Annotated in this window: 18 protein-coding genes; 8 read left to right on the forward strand and 10 right to left on the reverse strand. The window is 62.4% G+C overall.

The window, feature by feature from the left end; all coding sequences use genetic code 11:
* Positions 1 to 68: 68 nt before the first annotated feature.
* On the forward strand, positions 69 to 698 hold the full coding sequence (gene rsmD, locus OKC29_RS05790) for a 16S rRNA (guanine(966)-N(2))-methyltransferase RsmD (protein WP_016349138.1): 630 nt from the start codon (positions 69 to 71) through the stop codon (positions 696 to 698).
* Positions 682 to 993: a DUF1145 domain-containing protein gene (locus tag OKC29_RS05795; protein ID WP_073348684.1), complete on the forward strand. Its 312-nt coding sequence runs from the start codon at positions 682 to 684 to the stop codon at positions 991 to 993. Before rsmD ends, OKC29_RS05795 begins: the two co-directional genes overlap by 17 nt.
* Before the next feature lie 38 nt (positions 994 to 1031).
* Here the strand turns inward: OKC29_RS05795 and OKC29_RS05800 are convergent, their stop codons facing one another.
* Positions 1032 to 1397 (reverse strand): YijD family membrane protein, encoded by a 366-nt coding sequence (locus OKC29_RS05800; protein ID WP_113995426.1) that lies wholly within the window; start codon positions 1395 to 1397, stop codon positions 1032 to 1034.
* Between the two features lie 20 nt (positions 1398 to 1417).
* Positions 1418 to 2038 (reverse strand): HTH-type transcriptional repressor FabR, encoded by a 621-nt coding sequence (gene fabR, locus OKC29_RS05805; protein WP_005308043.1) that lies wholly within the window; start codon positions 2036 to 2038, stop codon positions 1418 to 1420.
* 149 nt (positions 2039 to 2187) lie between these two features.
* On the opposite strand from fabR, the gene OKC29_RS05810 reads away from it, so the two are divergent.
* Positions 2188 to 3306 (forward strand): fatty acid desaturase, encoded by a 1119-nt coding sequence (locus OKC29_RS05810; protein WP_045790850.1) that lies wholly within the window; start codon positions 2188 to 2190, stop codon positions 3304 to 3306.
* A gap of 479 nt (positions 3307 to 3785) precedes the next feature.
* Here OKC29_RS05810 and OKC29_RS05815 read toward each other — a convergent pair whose 3' ends face one another.
* Positions 3786 to 5039, reverse strand: coding sequence for a phospholipase D family protein (locus OKC29_RS05815; protein ID WP_073348683.1), 1254 nt, complete (start codon positions 5037 to 5039; stop codon positions 3786 to 3788).
* A gap of 77 nt (positions 5040 to 5116) precedes the next feature.
* On the opposite strand from OKC29_RS05815, the gene OKC29_RS05820 reads away from it, so the two are divergent.
* Entirely contained in the window at positions 5117 to 5263 is a 147-nt protein-coding gene (locus OKC29_RS05820) for a hypothetical protein (RefSeq protein WP_162847499.1), read from the forward strand.
* 7 nt (positions 5264 to 5270) lie between these two features.
* On the opposite strand, the gene OKC29_RS05825 is transcribed toward OKC29_RS05820, so the two are convergent.
* The 3 genes from OKC29_RS05825 to tatA form a co-directional block, all read right to left on the reverse strand.
* A complete protein-coding gene (locus OKC29_RS05825; RefSeq protein ID WP_039212845.1) occupies positions 5271 to 6695 on the reverse strand; it encodes a lytic transglycosylase F in 1425 nt (474 codons plus the stop codon).
* 225 nt (positions 6696 to 6920) lie between these two features.
* The gene (locus tag OKC29_RS05830; RefSeq protein ID WP_011704341.1) at positions 6921 to 7223 is read right to left on the reverse strand and encodes a DUF406 family protein; all 303 of its coding nucleotides are present in this window, start codon (positions 7221 to 7223) and stop codon (positions 6921 to 6923) included.
* A gap of 14 nt (positions 7224 to 7237) precedes the next feature.
* Positions 7238 to 7399, reverse strand: a complete 162-nt coding sequence (tatA, locus tag OKC29_RS05835) for a twin-arginine translocase TatA/TatE family subunit (protein ID WP_073348682.1) — start codon at positions 7397 to 7399, stop codon at positions 7238 to 7240.
* A 274-nt stretch (positions 7400 to 7673) separates the two neighbouring features.
* Here tatA and OKC29_RS05840 point away from each other — a divergent pair, with 274 nt between their 5' ends.
* Positions 7674 to 8642 (forward strand): LysR substrate-binding domain-containing protein, encoded by a 969-nt coding sequence (locus OKC29_RS05840; RefSeq protein WP_043125838.1) that lies wholly within the window; start codon positions 7674 to 7676, stop codon positions 8640 to 8642.
* A 105-nt stretch (positions 8643 to 8747) separates the two neighbouring features.
* Here the strand turns inward: OKC29_RS05840 and OKC29_RS05845 are convergent, their stop codons facing one another.
* Both OKC29_RS05845 and OKC29_RS05850 read right to left on the reverse strand, forming a co-directional pair.
* Complete coding sequence (locus OKC29_RS05845; RefSeq protein ID WP_010635400.1) at positions 8748 to 9347, reverse strand: YhgN family NAAT transporter; 600 nt, start codon at positions 9345 to 9347, stop codon at positions 8748 to 8750.
* A gap of 103 nt (positions 9348 to 9450) precedes the next feature.
* Entirely contained in the window at positions 9451 to 9696 is a 246-nt protein-coding gene (locus OKC29_RS05850; protein ID WP_016349130.1) for a YecH family metal-binding protein, read from the reverse strand.
* A gap of 208 nt (positions 9697 to 9904) precedes the next feature.
* Between OKC29_RS05850 and OKC29_RS05855 the strand changes: the two genes are divergently transcribed.
* Positions 9905 to 11188 (forward strand): dicarboxylate/amino acid:cation symporter, encoded by a 1284-nt coding sequence (locus OKC29_RS05855; protein ID WP_026080178.1) that lies wholly within the window; start codon positions 9905 to 9907, stop codon positions 11186 to 11188.
* A gap of 14 nt (positions 11189 to 11202) precedes the next feature.
* Here the strand turns inward: OKC29_RS05855 and OKC29_RS05860 are convergent, their stop codons facing one another.
* Together OKC29_RS05860 and OKC29_RS05865 are read right to left on the reverse strand one after the other, a co-directional pair.
* The gene (locus OKC29_RS05860) at positions 11203 to 11517 is read right to left on the reverse strand and encodes a putative signal transducing protein (protein ID WP_073348681.1); all 315 of its coding nucleotides are present in this window, start codon (positions 11515 to 11517) and stop codon (positions 11203 to 11205) included.
* A 56-nt stretch (positions 11518 to 11573) separates the two neighbouring features.
* Complete coding sequence (locus OKC29_RS05865; protein ID WP_024946229.1) at positions 11574 to 12476, reverse strand: LysR family transcriptional regulator; 903 nt, start codon at positions 12474 to 12476, stop codon at positions 11574 to 11576.
* A gap of 96 nt (positions 12477 to 12572) precedes the next feature.
* On the opposite strand from OKC29_RS05865, the gene OKC29_RS05870 reads away from it, so the two are divergent.
* Positions 12573 to 13625 (forward strand): HlyD family secretion protein, encoded by a 1053-nt coding sequence (locus OKC29_RS05870; RefSeq protein ID WP_073348680.1) that lies wholly within the window; start codon positions 12573 to 12575, stop codon positions 13623 to 13625.
* Complete coding sequence (locus OKC29_RS05875; RefSeq protein ID WP_011704334.1) at positions 13625 to 15178, forward strand: DHA2 family efflux MFS transporter permease subunit; 1554 nt, start codon at positions 13625 to 13627, stop codon at positions 15176 to 15178. Before OKC29_RS05870 ends, OKC29_RS05875 begins: the two co-directional genes overlap by 1 nt.
* Positions 15179 to 15231 lie beyond the last annotated feature (53 nt).

Genomic DNA, 15231 nt, shown 5'->3' on the forward strand with positions numbered 1-15231 from the left:
CCCTCGGCGGGTCGGCATAAAAATGAACCGCCTTATACTACCACTTTATTTTCTGACGACGAAACGCGATGCCCAGAGTGAAATCCAGCCGTAACGGCCCGAGCAAGAGCCCAGCCCCGCAGGGAAAATCGGGCTTTGTAAGAATCATCAGCGGCCAGTGGCGAGGCCGCAAACTGCCGGTCAGGGATGTGGAAGGACTCAGACCCACCACGGATCGCGTCAAGGAGACCATCTTCAACTGGCTGGCTCCGCATGTCCGTGGCACCCGCTGTCTGGATCTGTTTGCCGGCAGCGGCGGCCTGGGGCTGGAGGCGCTGTCGCGCTATGCCGAGCAGGTCACCCTGATCGAGATGGACAAGGGCGCCGCCGACCAGATCAAGAAGAACCTGACCACCCTCGGCAGCAGCCAGGGTCAGGTGATCCAGTCCGATGCCGTCAGCTGGCTGCAGGGGCCGGCCACGCCGTTCGATCTGGTGTTTCTGGATCCCCCCTTTCGCCGTGAGCTGCTGCCTCAGGTGTGCGAGCTGCTGGAGCAACGCGGCTGGCTGGCACCGGATGCCCTCATCTATCTGGAGCGGGAGAAGGAGATGGCCGATCTGCCGCTGCCGGCCAGCTGGCAACTACTCAAGGACAAACAGGCAGGCCAGGTCTGCTATCAACTCTATCTGCGGGAGGTAAACGATGAAGCGGGTGTTTAATCTGTTGGCGATGGGCCTCATCCTGTTCTTCTGGTTTGGCGTGCTGGTCAGCCTGATCGCCCCGCTGCCGGGCAAGCTCAACGGCTTTCTACCGGTGTGCGGCGTGATCGTGGCCCTGATGCACTGGGTGCAGGCCAGCATGGTCAAGGCGGCCTGCAAGCCCTACTTCGCGGTGAGCCGGATCGAGTTCACCCAGGTGCTGGTGTTCGGGGTATTCGGCATGGTGGAGATCCGTGCCAGGCTGCAAGCCATCGTCGATGCCAAACAGCGCGGCACAGACAACAAAGCCGGGTGATCCCGGCTCTGTCATGGTGGTTCAGGAAGGAGTGCTGGTCACTCCTTCTCTTTTTTCCCCACGCTGATGCCGAGCTTGATGGAGAGCACGGCCAGCAGCAGCAACATCATGATGAGCGAGAAGAAGTTGCTGCCAAGCTCGGGGTACTGCACCTTGACCAGCGCCGAGTGGCCGAACACGCCGATGAAGAAGCAGAGCAGCATGCAAACGGGTGTGTTGCCCTCCAGCGAGACATGACGGTAGTGCTGGTAGAGCTGATAGGCAGCCAGTACCAGGGCGATCATCGGGAAGAAGGAGAAGGGCACCACCGACTCCGACAAGACCGTCAGGGAGGCATCACCACAGATGCCGATGAGCAGGGCCAGCAGCAGTGGTTTCTTCGGGATCGGGTTCTGATCATGCATGGAGCTGTCCATCCTTTGACTTAAGAGAGAGGTTCACGGCGCTTCTGGTTCTGGACCTCGGCGCCCATGGCGATCATGCGCAGCTGACGGATGGTGCGATCGGACAGGGCCCGGCACTCCTCGCTGGTCATGTCGAGGGCATCGGCACCGGCGCTGAAGACGATGGTCACCATGGCTTCGGCCTGGATGTAGGCCTCTTCCCGCGGCGCCCCCGTGGTGGCCTCGAGGTAATCGGTCAGCTCGGCGATGAAGTGCTGGATCTCCCGCGCCACCGCCTGCCGGAATGCCGCCGAGGTGCCGGAGCGCTCGCGCAGCAGCAGCCGGAAGATGTTCGGGTTGTTCTCGACGAACTCCATGAAGGTCTGCACCGAGGTGCTGATGACGCTGCCGCCCCCGGCGATGCGCTGGCGTGCCTGGCGCATCAGCTGACGCAGGGTCAGGCCGCCTTCATCCACCAGGGTCAGGCCCAGCTCCTCCATGTCGCGAAAGTGGCGATAGAAGGAGGTGGGCGCTATGCCGGCCTCCCGTGCCACTTCCCGCAGGCTGAGGTTGGAAAAACTGCGGTTGGCGCACAGTTGGCTGAACGCCGCCTCGATCAGAGTACGCCGGGTTTTTTCTTTTTGTTGCGCGCGAATACCCACGAAAACAGTCACCTTCAGGTTATCGAGGCCAAATGATAACCCGAAGGCTGCGCCAGGATCAGGTTTGTCTCCTACTTTTTTACCATTGACCCGAATTCTGGCTGCATGGAGAATGGCGCACAGCTGTTCGCTGAAAGGAACCGAGTGAGATGGAACGCCCCCCGATCATCATGACCAACACCCTGCTGTTTGCCCTCTCCGGGCTGACCGCACTGATCGCCGTGCCCTGGTACGGCATGACCCATGGCTATGACCTCTGGCAGTGGGGCAGCTTCCTGCTGCTGTTCTGCTATTGCGGCATCTCAATCACCGCCGGCTACCACCGGCTCTGGTCCCACAAGGCCTACAAGGCACACCCGATCCTGCAGTGGATCTTCGCCATCGGCGGCGCTCTCGCCCTGCAAAACTCGGCCCTGCACTGGTCTTCCGACCATCGTCGCCACCATCGCCACGTGGATGACAACCAGCAGGATCCCTACAGTGCGGGACGCGGTTTCTGGTACTCCCACATCGGCTGGATGCTGCGCGAATATCAGGGCGACACCTATCACGACTACAGCAATGTCCGGGATCTGCAGAACAACCCCATCGTCGTTTTCCAGCACAAGCACTATCTGGCACTGACCCTGGCCACCAACATCGGCATCCCGCTGCTGCTGGGGCTCGTCCACGGCGATCTGCTCGGCATGTTGCTGCTGGCCGGGGTGCTGCGCATGGTGATGACTCATCACACCACCTTCTTCATCAACTCGCTGGCCCACATCTGGGGCAGCCAGCCCTTCACCGACCGCAACAGCGCACGGGACAACGGCATCCTGGCCTTCTTCACCTTCGGTGAGGGTTACCACAACTTTCATCACCTGTTCGAGAACGACTATCGCAACGGCATCCACTGGTGGCAGTTCGATCCCACCAAATGGCTGATCCGCAGCGCCTCCTGGTGCGGGCTGACCCGGGATCTGCGCGCCTGTCCGGAAGAGCGGATCGAACAGGCCAGGCTGGAGATGCAGCTGAAACGGGCCCAGGCCAAGCTGCGCAAGCAGGATGACAGGGAGCTGTGGCAGGCCCTGCTGCAGGAGGAGTACGACAAGCTGAACCAGCAGTTGCAGCACTACTACGCCAGCCGCAAACGCCTGCTGGAGCAGCGCAAGCGCAAGGCGCTGGCCCGCTACGACAAACTGAAGCTGCAGCTGGAGTATCGCAACCTGCACGATGCCTTCATCGCCGCCAAACGCAACTGGAGCCGACTGCTGGCAGGCATCGCCTGATCCTGGAACGTCGGGCTTAACAAAGAAAAAGACCGCCAATCGGCGGTCTTTTTCTGGGCGCTACTCAGCCAGCGAGCCATAAAAAATGGGGTGACACTCGCATGTCACCCCCTCGCAAATAGCATGTTCCATATTGGAATCCGGTCCTGCCGGGTGCTGCTCCTGTTTCCTGAGTTTCCGCTACCCATCTGAAGCAGGTGCCTGCTGGAGCAATCCAGTCGGCCAGTTCCCTTCACGACCCTCTTCCGCACGGCGGCAAGCCACCGTGTTGTCCTTGCAGTTGAAATATTACGCAGATAAATAAAATAAAAAACCGTTTTATGCGCCCATGTATGCAAGCAGCCACCCTTCATGGAACTTCAGTCAGAAAACAATCCGATTAAAAACAATACGATAAACCAGTTCATCGCCATAGGATGGCAAACGTTATCCTCGAAGGCGCACAAGGCTTTGCGAGATCTCGCACACGCTCGGCCCGCTCACAACCAGCGCTGCAACGGCAACCAGTCACTGACCCTGGCCAGCAGGCGGCGCAGGGTGGAGGGCGGGGCCGCCACCGAGTGGGAAGAGCGTTGCTGCCAGGTCGCCAGCCACTGCTGCAACTCGGCGCACAATGCGGGACAGGCCAGATGCAGCACCAGCTCGGTGTTGAGCAGCAAAGAACGCGGATCCAGATTGAAGCTGCCGAGCAGCGCCTCCTCCTCCCCCACCAGGATCAGCTTGGCATGCAGACTGAGCGACTCCCCCTCCAGTTCCGACAGCGCGATACCCTGCCGTATCAGCCAGGGGCGGTGACGGCGGTAGGCGCCGTACACCAGCGGCACATCCGTGCTGGCCAGGGAGTTGGTCAGGATGTCAATGTTCACCCCCGCCTGCCGCTGCTGCCTGAGCCGGCGACGCAACCCCCGGGTCAGGATGAGATAAGGAGTGACCAGACTCAGCGTGCCTTGGTTGTCGGCCAGCTTGCGCCAGAGCAGGCGTGCGGTGGTGGGTCGAGACACCAGCCCCTTGCCCGGTCGATCAAACCACACTTCTGCCTCTCCGGCATGCCAGCGCAGGGGGACGGGTTCGGGATCGAACAGGCTGGCGGGCAGGTCATAAACGGCCGCCACCTGCGGCTCGTTCATCGTCAGCAGAAAGTCGTTCACCACCTGCACCTCGGCCCGTTGCAACGGGCGCCGCAGCAGACGGCGGATCGGGTGGCTCCAGCGGCTGCGCCAGAATTGATCGAAACCCTGCTCGGCCTGCTGGCAGAGCGGGCCGCGACAGGCGAGATCCAGATCGACGAACTGGGGCGCCCCACCGAGCCCGAAGTAACGGTCCCCAATGTTGCGACCACCGATCACCGCCTGACTGCCATCCACCAGCAGCAGCTTGTTGTGCATGCGGTGATTGATGCGGCGAAAGCTGAGCAGCCCTTCCAGCAGCAGGGTCAGTGGCCACCAGCCGCGCAACCAGAAGGGATTGAACAGGCGCACCTCGATACCCGGCTGATGGGCCACCATCTCCAGGAAACGGTTGTCGCCGGCATAGAGGTCATCGATGAGCAGTTGCACCCGCACCCCACGCCGGGCGGCATGCAGCAGCTCCGCCAACAACAGCTTGCCGCTGCTGTCCTCCTCCCAGCTGTAGTACTGGGCCTGGATCCGGCTTCTGGCGTCGCGGATCAGCTGGCAGCGCAACTTGAGTGCCAGCTCGGGCTGGTCTATCAGGGCGAATTCAGCGGGGATCATGGCGTCATCCGCCTGTCATGAGGAAATGGCATAACGCTGGCTAAGGGCCTCGTAGCAACAGGATGAAGGAATTTACCATGGAACTCACGGATCGCCCCGCCATCAGTCACAGACCGCAGGCCAGTGAGCCGGATCCCTCGCCAAGCGGCCAGCTGGCCCCCTGGTATCTGCAGCATCGGGATCAGGCCTGGCAGCCCTTTGCCCCGCCCGCCCAACCACACTAGCAGGACGTCAGGGCTGGGCCACCGCCTCGATGGCGGCCGCCTTGCCCTCCAGCTGGGGCAGGCTGAAACGGTAGGCCACATAGTACTTGTAGATGGTGCTGACATAGTTGATGGGCCCCTGGCCCACCTCGTTGGCCACCAGCTGCTCCACGTTGCCGAACCAGACGTTGGGATCCAGCCCGGCGGCCTCGGCTTTGGCCCTGAGCGCCTGCACCCGATTCGGGCCGGCATTGTAGGCCGCCAGCGCAAACAGATGGCGGTTGAGCACATCCAGCTTGGGATCATTGAAATAGGTGTCGAGGATCAGCCGCATATAGCGGCAGGCCGCCTCCACATTGCCCTCCAGGCTGGCAAGCCGGGCGCCGCGAATGCCCACCTCGCCGCCGGTGCTCGGCAACAGCTGCATGATCCCCACCGCCCCCCGTTCGGAACGGATATTGGCATTGAGCCCCGACTCCTTGTAAGCCAGCGCCGCCAGCATCAGCCAGTCCAGCCGGTACTTGTCGGCCTGCTGCTCCAGCACCTTGCGGATGGTCGACAGCCTGCCCAGCGGATCCGGTGCCAGTATGTTGCTCATCTGGTCGTTGCGCGCCAACAGACGGCGCAAAGCCATGTCGCTGTAAAGGGTGCGCTTGCCGGCGTCGGCCAGATAGTCGTTGACCGCCTTGAGCAGTTCGGGACTGTTGTTGCGCAGGGCCCAGGCGCTGCGGCCGTTGTCCCGCAGCGGGATCAGCTTGTGGGCTCGCAGCCCGCTGATCATGCCGAGCCAGATCCGCCCCTTGAAGCTGTCGGTCACGGTGAGTGGTATGATGCCGGCCGCCACCATCTCCAGCAGATCCCCGTCCTGCAGATATTCAGGCACCGTCTCGATATAGATGGGCGGCAGTCCCAACTCGCGAAACAACCAGTTGAGCTGGCGCAGGCTCTCGTAATAGCTGGAGCTGGCCCGCACCCAGACCCGCCGGCCGGAGAGCTGGGTGATGCGGTTGAAGGTCGGCAGGCTGTGCTGGCTCACCACCCACTCTTCGATGGGGGCGATCACCGGGTTGGAGAAGGTCACCTGTTCGCGCCGGGTCGGCGTCACCGTCATGTTGGCGGCCACCAGATCCCCCCGCCCTTCGGTGAGGTAGTCCAGCAGCTTGTCCTGACGCACCGGGATGTAGATGATCTTGAGTTTGATCTTCTCCTTGGCTAGGTAGGTCTGATTCAGCCAGCGCTCGAACCCCTGCAGCTGGTTGACCAGGATGCCGTGCTGGGCCCCCTTGTCGAAGAAGAAGAAGCCCCGCTCATAGACCACCAGGGCCCTGAGCTCTTTCTTTTGCAATATGCTGGCGAGATCCCCGGGCTGGGGCAGCCGTTGCGGCTTGAGATCCGCCGCCAGCAGCGGCAGCGCACACAGAGCGAGCAGGCCCCAGCACCAGCGCAGCCTCATGATGAGAGCGCCTGCGGTTGCTTCGCTGCGAGCGAGATCCCGTCAAACGGGTGGCAAATAAAGATGGGGAAAATGGCGAAGAGCCAGCGCTGAACCATGATGAGATCGCCTTCTGTTGGCCGACTCGCGTCGGGCAAAACCGTCTGTGGGATAACTAACTATAGAACGCGGACCCACAGCAGAAGGGTCAACACGGCAGGCAAGCCTGCCGTGTCATCAGCAGGCTCAGATAGAGCGGGCACGCATCTCGAAAATGAGTTTTTCGGCGGTGCAGGTGAATTGCAGGCGGGCTTTCAGGATCACGCCGTTGGCGCCCTGACTCAGTTCGCTGCTGCTTGTGGCTTCGGCAGTGACCTGCTTGGCCAGCGCCTCGTAGGCGGCCAGCTTGGCACGAGCGTCGGCTTCTGCAGCGGCCTCGATCACCAGCTCCATCACATCGTCACCCTCGCCGATGATGGTACCAATTTCGGCGAAGCAGCCGCAGCTGTCACAGGTCTCGTTCAATTCCACTTTCTCTTCTACGGACATCATTCAACTCCCACTTATTTCGGCTGTGATTCATCGTCACGCAAGGCTTTACGAAAATCCTTGATGGCGGTGCCCAGATCTTCCCCGGCGCCGGCAAGGCGTTTGCTACCAAACACCACGACCACGACGACGAGCAGGATCAACAAATGCCAGATATGAATTCCACCGAGTCCCATAGGGATACTCCTGACTGATAGATACCGATTGTTTGTATCAAAAGAAGGCGCAAAGATTGTTGGGCAAAATCAAGACAGGTGCAAGTTTGCAAATAAATCACTCAAAAAAATACGGCGACCCAGGGTCGCCGTATTGCTTGATGCTACTTGTCCCCTCAACCACTACATCCTGTACCAGCCGCCATCGAAGGCGAGAGACGTTTCGAGCATAAATTCGCCTAGATATGAAAACAAATGGTATAAATTCATGTAAGAATTGAAGAGGATTCATATCATGTTGCTGGAACAGTTGGGGCGTATCGACCTCAATCTATTGATTATCCTGCAAGTATTGCTGGAAGAGCGAAACGGCAGCCGGGCGGCCCGTCGGCTGCATCTGAGCCAGTCTGCCGTCAGCAAGGCGCTCGGCCGGCTGCGGGAAACCTTCGACGACCCCCTGTTCGTGCGCTCGGCCTACGGGCTGGAACCCACCGCCCGCGCCCTCAGCCTGCAGCAGCAACTGCAGCCCATCCTGCTGTCGCTCGACAACCTGATCCAGCCGCCGGATTTTGACCCGACCACCACCGAGCGGGAGTTCGTCATCGCCAGCATGGACAGCGCCTTCACCCTGTTCGCCCCGCTCTACCTGAGCGAGCTGAAACGACAGGCCCCCGGCATCCGGCTGCGCTACGAGGAGTGGACCGAGAACAGCCTGACCGAGATGAGCCAGGGCCAGGTGGACATCGCCTTCACGGTGCGGGAGAACTGCATCAACTCGGACTTTCGGCTCGACACCCTGCCCAACGCCATCTGCCAGCGACTGCTCGCCATCGACGATCTGACCTGCCTGGTGCAGCACGACCACCCCGCCCTGCACGAACCGGAGTGGGATCTCACCCGCTACCTGGCCTATCCCCACGTGCAGACCTATTGCGAGGGGCGCGATCGCTGGATGCTGGATCACAAGCTGGCGGAGCAGGATCTCTATCGCCGCATCGAGGCGACCGTGCCCTCCTTCGAGGCGGCGCTGCGGATGGGCATGCACTCGGACATGATAGTGACCCTCTCCCGGCTATACGCCCGCCACGCCACCCAGGTCTATCCGCTGGTACCGCTGCCGCTGCCCATCGCCCTCGACAGCATCTCCCACCTGCTGATCTGGCATCAGCGCCATGAAGAGGATCCGGGCCACCGCTGGCTGCGGGAAACCCTGCTGACCCTCATCATGGGCAAGCTGGAGCCCACTGCTGCTGCACCGTCCTGATTGTCGGCACAGGGCCGCAAGCACCTGACGGTCACCACGCCGGATCTCAGGCAAAAAAACGGGGCTCGTCGAGCCCCGTGTCTTTGCTGTTGGCCTGCCGGCCGGTCAGTTCTGACCAGTCACCGCCAGGTAGTGGTGCACCCCGTCGAGCAGCATCTGCACCGAGATCATCACCAGCAGCATGCCCATCAAACGCTCCACCGCGGTGAGTCCTCGCTCACCCAGCAGCTTGTTGAATACCTCGTAGAACATCAGGATCACCGCGCTGGCACCCCAGGCCATCAACAGCGCCAGCGACCAGTCCGCCATCCGGGTCGGCTCCTGGTTGGCCAGCAGCAGCAAGGACGCCAGGATCGAGGGGCCGGCAATCATGGGGATGGCCATAGGCACCAGGAAGGGCTCTTCACCCGCGGCCAGCCCGGTCACTCCGCCCTCACTCGGGAAGATCATCTTGATGGCGATGAGAAACAGGATGATGCCGCCGGCGATGCTGACCGCCTCCTGCCGCAGGTTGAGGAAATTGAGGATCTGCTGGCCGACGAACAGGAAGGCCATCATGATCACCAGTGAAAACAGCAGCTCCCGCATCATCACCTTGCGGCGCCGCTTGGGATCGATATGACGCAGGATCGACAGGAAGACCGGCAGGTTGCCCAGCGGATCCATGATCAGAAACAACATGACGGCAGCGGAGAAAGTGTCCATACAACGCCCAGGCTAAGCCTTCAACAAAAGGAGGGGGAAAGAGGGCGAAATATAACAAAGGCGGCGGGATTCGGCGAGCGCGGCGGGCGCTCGCCGGCGGGGATCATCCGTGGTTGCAGATCTTGTCGGCGTGAGTCTGGAAACCCTGCTCCGATTCGATGAACTTGCCGCGCTTGGCCAGGAAGTCGATCAGCGCCTCGGCATCCATCTCGCTGGCGCTGCAGGTGTGGAAACGGGCCTCGGCACCGAAGCGCTCGTCGATGGCCTGCTTGAGGCTGGCCCGGGTAAACTGGCCGCCTTGCGCCAGCATCATCTCCATCACTTCGTGACCGTGTACCGATTGAGTCATTGTAAACCTCTTGAATAGACATATTTGATGCCTATTAAATCCTGCCCCACTGCCGACGACCTTGATATAGGCCAACAAATTGCCGATTTCCCTGCGTCCGTGCTGGTGATGGCCGCGGCTTTGTCGATAATGTGGCAACCTGAGCAGGGGATGGCTACACTAACGCCCCTTTTTGCCACCGCAGACCGAATATAAGGACATTGGCGTCATGCTGTTCCATGGACTGGCTTTCAAGCCCTGGCGGATCTGGACCCGCCGCCCGCTCTGGTTGAAGACCCTGCTCGGCATGCTGACAGGGATCGGGCTCGGCGCCGGTTTCAGCGAGCAGGCGTTGCTGCTCAAGCCCATTGGCGTGCTGTTCGTCAACACCATCCAGATGCTGATGGTGCCTCTCATCTTCTGTTCGGTCATCGCCGGCCTCACCTCGCTGCTCAAGGGCAAGACCCTCGATCGGATCGCCGGCAAGGCCATCGGCCTCTACCTCTGTTCCACCGCGGTCGCCATCTGTATCGGCCTGATGATGGGCTGGCTGCTGGAGCCCGGCATGGGCGCCAACATGGGGCCCTATGAGCGGGTCGGCATGGCGGAATCCCCCACCCTGGCCAGCGTGCTGAGCCACCTGGTGCCGCGCAACCCGGTGCAGGCCATGGTGGACGGCAAGATCCTGCAGGTGATCGTGTTCGCGGTGGCCCTCGCCCTCGCCCTCAACGCCACCGGTCGGCGCGGCCGCCCCGCCATCCTGTTCTTCACCTCGCTGGCGGAGGGGATGTTCAAGCTGACCCAGATGGTGATGGCGCTGGCCCCATACGGCGTCTGCGCCCTGATGGCCTGGATGACCGGCAAGTACGGCATGAGCCTGCTGCTGCCGCTGCTCAAGGTGATCGGCGCCGTCTACCTCGGCTGCCTGCTGCACGTGCTCGGCGTCTACAGCAGCCTGCTGATCCTGCTGGCCCGCCTCAATCCACTGCACTACTTCAAGAGCATCGTCGACGCCCAGGCGGTGGCCTTCACCAGCAGCTCCAGCAACAGCACCCTGCCCATCAGCCTGGCCTGCGCCGAGCGCCGGCTCGGGGTCTCTCCCGCCATTACCGCCAAGGTGCTGCCCATCGGCGCCACCATCAACATGGACGGCACCGCGCTCTATCAGGGGGTAACGGCTCTTTTCGTGGCCCAGGCCTTCGGGGTGGATCTGCACATGGTGGATTACCTGACCATCATCAGCATCGCGACCCTGGCCAGCATCGGCACGGCGGGTACGCCGGGCACCGGCCTGATGCTGCTGACGCTGACGCTGACCGCGGTGGGACTGCCGCTGGAAGGGGTGGCATTGATCGCCGGGATTGACCGGATCCTCGACATGGCGCGCACCACGGTCAACGTCTCCGGCGATATTCTGGTATCCGTGTTGATTGCCCGCAGCGAGCGGGAGCTGGATCTGGCGACCTATCACGACGCCAGCGCGGGCGAGGACATCGACTTCACCCTGCGCTGAGGCAGGGCGAGCGATTAATTTTCGTGGGGATCGTGGTGGCAGCGCCAGCAGACATCGAAGTTGGCGCCGTTCTCCTCCCCGCATTGGCCACACAGCCAGCCGTTGCCCTGGCGCTGCTGATAGCGCTCGATGACCCGCCCCGCCTTGCTGCGATCCTGTTCGCGCACCATCAGGGTCACCTGCAGCAGGTCCACCGGCAATTCGCCCAGGGCGCCTGACAGCGCCTCGCCATTGAGCCGCACCGGCACCCCCTCCACTTCCAGCGCCTCTTTCAGGGCATGGGCCTCCAGCGAATGGGAAGCCCGATACAGATTGATCCAGTGATCCATGTCTTCCCCCTCAGATCCACTCACGATGCCGTGACCACGGCACCGCCTCTGACCGGCTACAGCAGGGTATCGATGCCGTAGTCGGCCCCCTTGGCCACGATGAAGTCGATGAACACCCGCAATTTTCGCGGCATCAGCCGCCGCTCCGGAAACAGCAGGTAAATCGGCACCCTGGGCTGCTGCCACTCAGGCAGCACGGACACCAGGGTCCCGCTCGCCAGCTCCTCGTGGCAGAGCATGGCGGGCAGGGAGGCGAGCCCCAGCCCGGCCTTCGCCGCCTCTCTGGCACAGGTTATATTATTAACCCGAAAGCGGGAGGGAGGGTCAACCAGCACCTCCCTGTCATCCCGCTCGAAGCACCAGTGCGACGCCAGAAAGCCGCTGGTCACCGCCACCCGCTCATGATGCACCAGATCCTCGGGATGGGTGATGGCGGGGCTGCGCGCCAGGTACGCCGGACTGGCACAGATCAGGCGGGCGTTGCTCCACAGCCGCCGCGCCGCCAGGTTCGAATCGCTCATGTCGCCGATCCGCACGATCGCATCCAGCCCCTCATTGATGGGATCCACGATGCGATTGGTCAGCTCCAGCTCCACCTGCAGACCGGGATAGGCCTGCAGAAACTCCGCCACCAGCCTGCCCACCACCAGCTGCCCTGCCTCGATGGGTACCGCCAGCTTGAGGGTGCCGGTCACCTCCTGCTGGCTGGCGCTCACCATCAGCTCGGCCTGAGCCAGCTCGTCCACCGCCTTGCTGCAGCGCAGATAGTACTGCTCGCCGGCCTCGGTCAGGGTGAGCTGACGGGTCGAACGGTAGAGCAGCCGCACGCCGAGGCGCTGCTCCAGCTCGGCGATGCGCCGGCTCACCGTCGCCTTGGTCATGCCCAGCTCCTGGGCGGCCGCCGTGAAGGAACCCTTGTCGACGATCCGCACTAGAATCAATGCAGCGTTCAGATCCATTGTTGCACCAGTGAAACTGTATATCTCATAAATGGATACTAATCGAAACAGTCGGCCAGTGTTAGCCTGCCTCTCTTAAGTTCAGGAATCCCCCACATGAGTCAACACAAGAAGATCCCCCTGCTGGCAGCCATGATCCTGGCCCTGCTGGGCCTGCTGTTTGCCGGTTACTGGTATCTGCACGGCCGCTATTTCGAGAGCACCGACAACGCCTACCTGCAGAGCGAGGTCACCGGCATCGGTTCCAAGCTGTCCGGCTACATCAGCGAAGTGCTGGTGACCGACAACCAGCCGGTGAAGGCCGGCCAGCTCATCGCCCGCCTCGACGACCGGGAGTACAAGACCAAGGTGGCCGAGGCTGAAGCCGATCTGCGCCTCAATCAGGCGACGGCGGAAAATCTCGCCGCCACCCGCACCCAGCAGCTGAGCCTCATTCGCCAGGCCGAAGCCAAGGTCAGCTCGGCCAATGCCGAACAGGTGCGGGCCCAGCAACAGGTGCGCCGCGTCAGTCAGCTCAACCAGCGCCACTACAGCTCCCAGGACAGCCTGGACGAGGTGCGGGCCGGTCTGCAGGTCAACCAGGCCCAGGAGCTGGAGGCCAAAGCGGCCCTGCAGGCCGCCCGCGAGCGGCTGCTGGTGCTGGATGCCGAGGCCAAGCAGAATCAAGCCAAGCTGGCATTGAGTGCCGCCCAGCTGGAGCAGGCCAAGCTGGAGCTGGCCTATACCGAGCTGCGGGCACCGGCCGACGGCATCATCGGCAAGCGCAGTCTGCGGGCGGGGCTCTACGTCCAGTCCGGCATGCAGGTGGCCAGCCTGGTGCCGCTGCAGCAGGTGTGGGTCGAGGCCAATTTCAAGGAGACCCAGCTGCTCCATATGCAGCCCGGCCAGAAAGTGGAGGTGATCCTGGATGCCTATCCGGATCAGCCGGTCGAGGGGATCATCGACAGCCTGGCCCCCGCCACCGGCGCCAAGTTCGCCCTGCTGCCGCCGGAGAACGCCACCGGCAACTTCACCAAGATCGTGCAGCGAGTGCCGGTGAAGATCCGCATTCCGGAGCCGGGGTCGTTGGCGGGCAAGCTGTTGCCAGGCCTCTCCACCGAGGTGATCGTCGACACCCGCAACCCTGATCCCGTGGTTGCGGCTCACTGATGGAACCCATCCCGCGTCGCAACTGGATCGCGGTCATGGGGGGCCTCATTGGCGCCTTCATGGCCATCCTCGACATCCAGATCACCAATGCCTCCCTGAAGGACATTCAGGGGGCCCTGTCGGCCACCTTGAGCGAAAGCTCCTGGATCTCCACCTCCTATCTGGTGGCGGAGATGATCGCCATCCCGCTGAGCGGCTGGCTGAGCCGGGGGCTGAGCGTGCGGCGCTACCTGTTGTGGACCACCGGCGCCTTCATCGTCGCCTCGGTGCTCTGCTCATTCAGCTGGAACCTCACCAGCATGATCGTATTCCGGGCGCTGCAGGGCTTCACCGGCGGGGCGCTGATCCCCATGGCCTTCTCCCTCATCGTCAGCCTGCTGCCGCTGCACAAGCGGGCCACCGGCATGGCGTTGTTCGGCCTGTGCGCCACCTTCGCCCCCGCCATCGGGCCGACTCTGGGCGGCTGGCTGACCGAGCAGATGTCCTGGCACTACATCTTCTACATGAACGTGCCGCCGGGACTGCTGGTGATGGCCATGCTGGCCCACGGGCTCGACAAGAAGCCGGTGGACTGGGAGGTGATCAAGCGGGTGGATCTCATCGGCATCGTCACCATGGCGGTGGGACTGGGCCTGTTGGAAGTGGTGCTGGAAGAGGGCAACCGGGAGGACTGGTTCGGTTCCAGCTTCATCGTGCGGCTCACCGTCATCTCGGTGGTGGCGCTGGTGTTTTTCGTCATCAGCCAGCTGCTGCGGCGCCACCCGCTGGTCAACCTGCGGCTGCTGCACAACCCGCGCTTCGCGCTGGCCTGCTTCGCCTATCTGGTGCTCGGCATGGCGCTGATGGGTTCCATCTATGTGCTGCCGCTCTACATGACCCAGATCCACAACTACAACGCGCTGGAAATCGGCGAGGTGTTGATGTGGATGGGGCTGCCGCAATTGCTGGTACTACCGCTGGTGCCCAGACTGACCCACAAGATAGATCCGCGCTATCTGGTGAGCTTCGGCTTTCTGGTGTTCGCCGTCAGCTGCTTCATGAACATGAACATGAGTGCCGACTACGCCGGGCCCCAGCTGATCCAGTCGCTCATCGTGCGGGCGCTGGGCCAGCCCTTCATCATGGTGCCGCTCTCCCTGGTGGCGACAGCCAGCCTGACCCACGACGAGATCCCCTCCTCCTCGACCCTGCTCAACGTGCTGCGCAACCTGGGCGGCGCCTTCGGCATCGCCATCATCGCCACCCTGATCGACAACGACACCCGCATCCATGTCAGCCAGATCAGCAGCACCCTGGCCGCCAGCAGCATAGAGGGACAGAGCTATCTGCTGCAGCTGGCCCAGACCATGATGGCGCAGGGCTCCGGCCCCGAACTGGCCCGTCAGCAGGCCCAGGCCATGCTGTCGAACACCATCAGCCGGGAGGCGGCCATCATGGCCTACAACCAGGTGTTCTTCGTGATGGGCATCTTCCTGCTGCTCGCCAGCGGCCTGATGCTGCTGCTCAAGCAGCCCGCCCCCAGGGCAGCGGATGCCGAACCGCTCGAGGCGTGAAAAACGGTGAGAATGGAATAGCAAAACGGGCCTGAGGGCCCGTTTTTTTGTCT

It is taken from the genome of Aeromonas sp. QDB34 (assembly GCF_027705405.1).
Classification (GTDB): Bacteria; Pseudomonadota; Gammaproteobacteria; order Enterobacterales; family Aeromonadaceae; genus Aeromonas; species Aeromonas hydrophila.

Bases quoted from the DNA above. Each gene is read 5' to 3' on its own strand.
- OKC29_RS05875 (WP_011704334.1), top strand. From the start codon at position 13,625: ATGGAACCCATCCCGCGTCGCAACTGGATCGCGGTCATGGGGGGCCTC.
- OKC29_RS05855 (WP_026080178.1), top strand. From the start codon at position 9,905: ATGCTGTTCCATGGACTGGCTTTCAAGCCCTGGCGGATCTGGACCCGC.
- rsmD (WP_016349138.1), top strand. From the start codon at position 69: ATGCCCAGAGTGAAATCCAGCCGTAACGGCCCGAGCAAGAGCCCAGCC.
- OKC29_RS05825 (WP_039212845.1), bottom strand. From the start codon at position 6,695: ATGAGGCTGCGCTGGTGCTGGGGCCTGCTCGCTCTGTGTGCGCTGCCG.
- OKC29_RS05830 (WP_011704341.1), bottom strand. From the start codon at position 7,223: ATGTCCGTAGAAGAGAAAGTGGAATTGAACGAGACCTGTGACAGCTGC.
- tatA (WP_073348682.1), bottom strand. From the start codon at position 7,399: ATGGGACTCGGTGGAATTCATATCTGGCATTTGTTGATCCTGCTCGTC.
- OKC29_RS05860 (WP_073348681.1), bottom strand. From the start codon at position 11,517: ATGGATCACTGGATCAATCTGTATCGGGCTTCCCATTCGCTGGAGGCC.
- OKC29_RS05845 (WP_010635400.1), bottom strand. From the start codon at position 9,347: ATGGACACTTTCTCCGCTGCCGTCATGTTGTTTCTGATCATGGATCCG.
- OKC29_RS05815 (WP_073348683.1), bottom strand. From the start codon at position 5,039: ATGATCCCCGCTGAATTCGCCCTGATAGACCAGCCCGAGCTGGCACTC.
- OKC29_RS05850 (WP_016349130.1), bottom strand. From the start codon at position 9,696: ATGACTCAATCGGTACACGGTCACGAAGTGATGGAGATGATGCTGGCG.
- OKC29_RS05810 (WP_045790850.1), top strand. From the start codon at position 2,188: ATGGAACGCCCCCCGATCATCATGACCAACACCCTGCTGTTTGCCCTC.
- OKC29_RS05865 (WP_024946229.1), bottom strand. From the start codon at position 12,476: ATGGATCTGAACGCTGCATTGATTCTAGTGCGGATCGTCGACAAGGGT.
- OKC29_RS05820 (WP_162847499.1), top strand. From the start codon at position 5,117: ATGGAACTCACGGATCGCCCCGCCATCAGTCACAGACCGCAGGCCAGT.
- OKC29_RS05870 (WP_073348680.1), top strand. From the start codon at position 12,573: ATGAGTCAACACAAGAAGATCCCCCTGCTGGCAGCCATGATCCTGGCC.
- OKC29_RS05840 (WP_043125838.1), top strand. From the start codon at position 7,674: ATGTTGCTGGAACAGTTGGGGCGTATCGACCTCAATCTATTGATTATC.
- OKC29_RS05795 (WP_073348684.1), top strand. From the start codon at position 682: ATGAAGCGGGTGTTTAATCTGTTGGCGATGGGCCTCATCCTGTTCTTC.
- OKC29_RS05800 (WP_113995426.1), bottom strand. From the start codon at position 1,397: ATGCATGATCAGAACCCGATCCCGAAGAAACCACTGCTGCTGGCCCTG.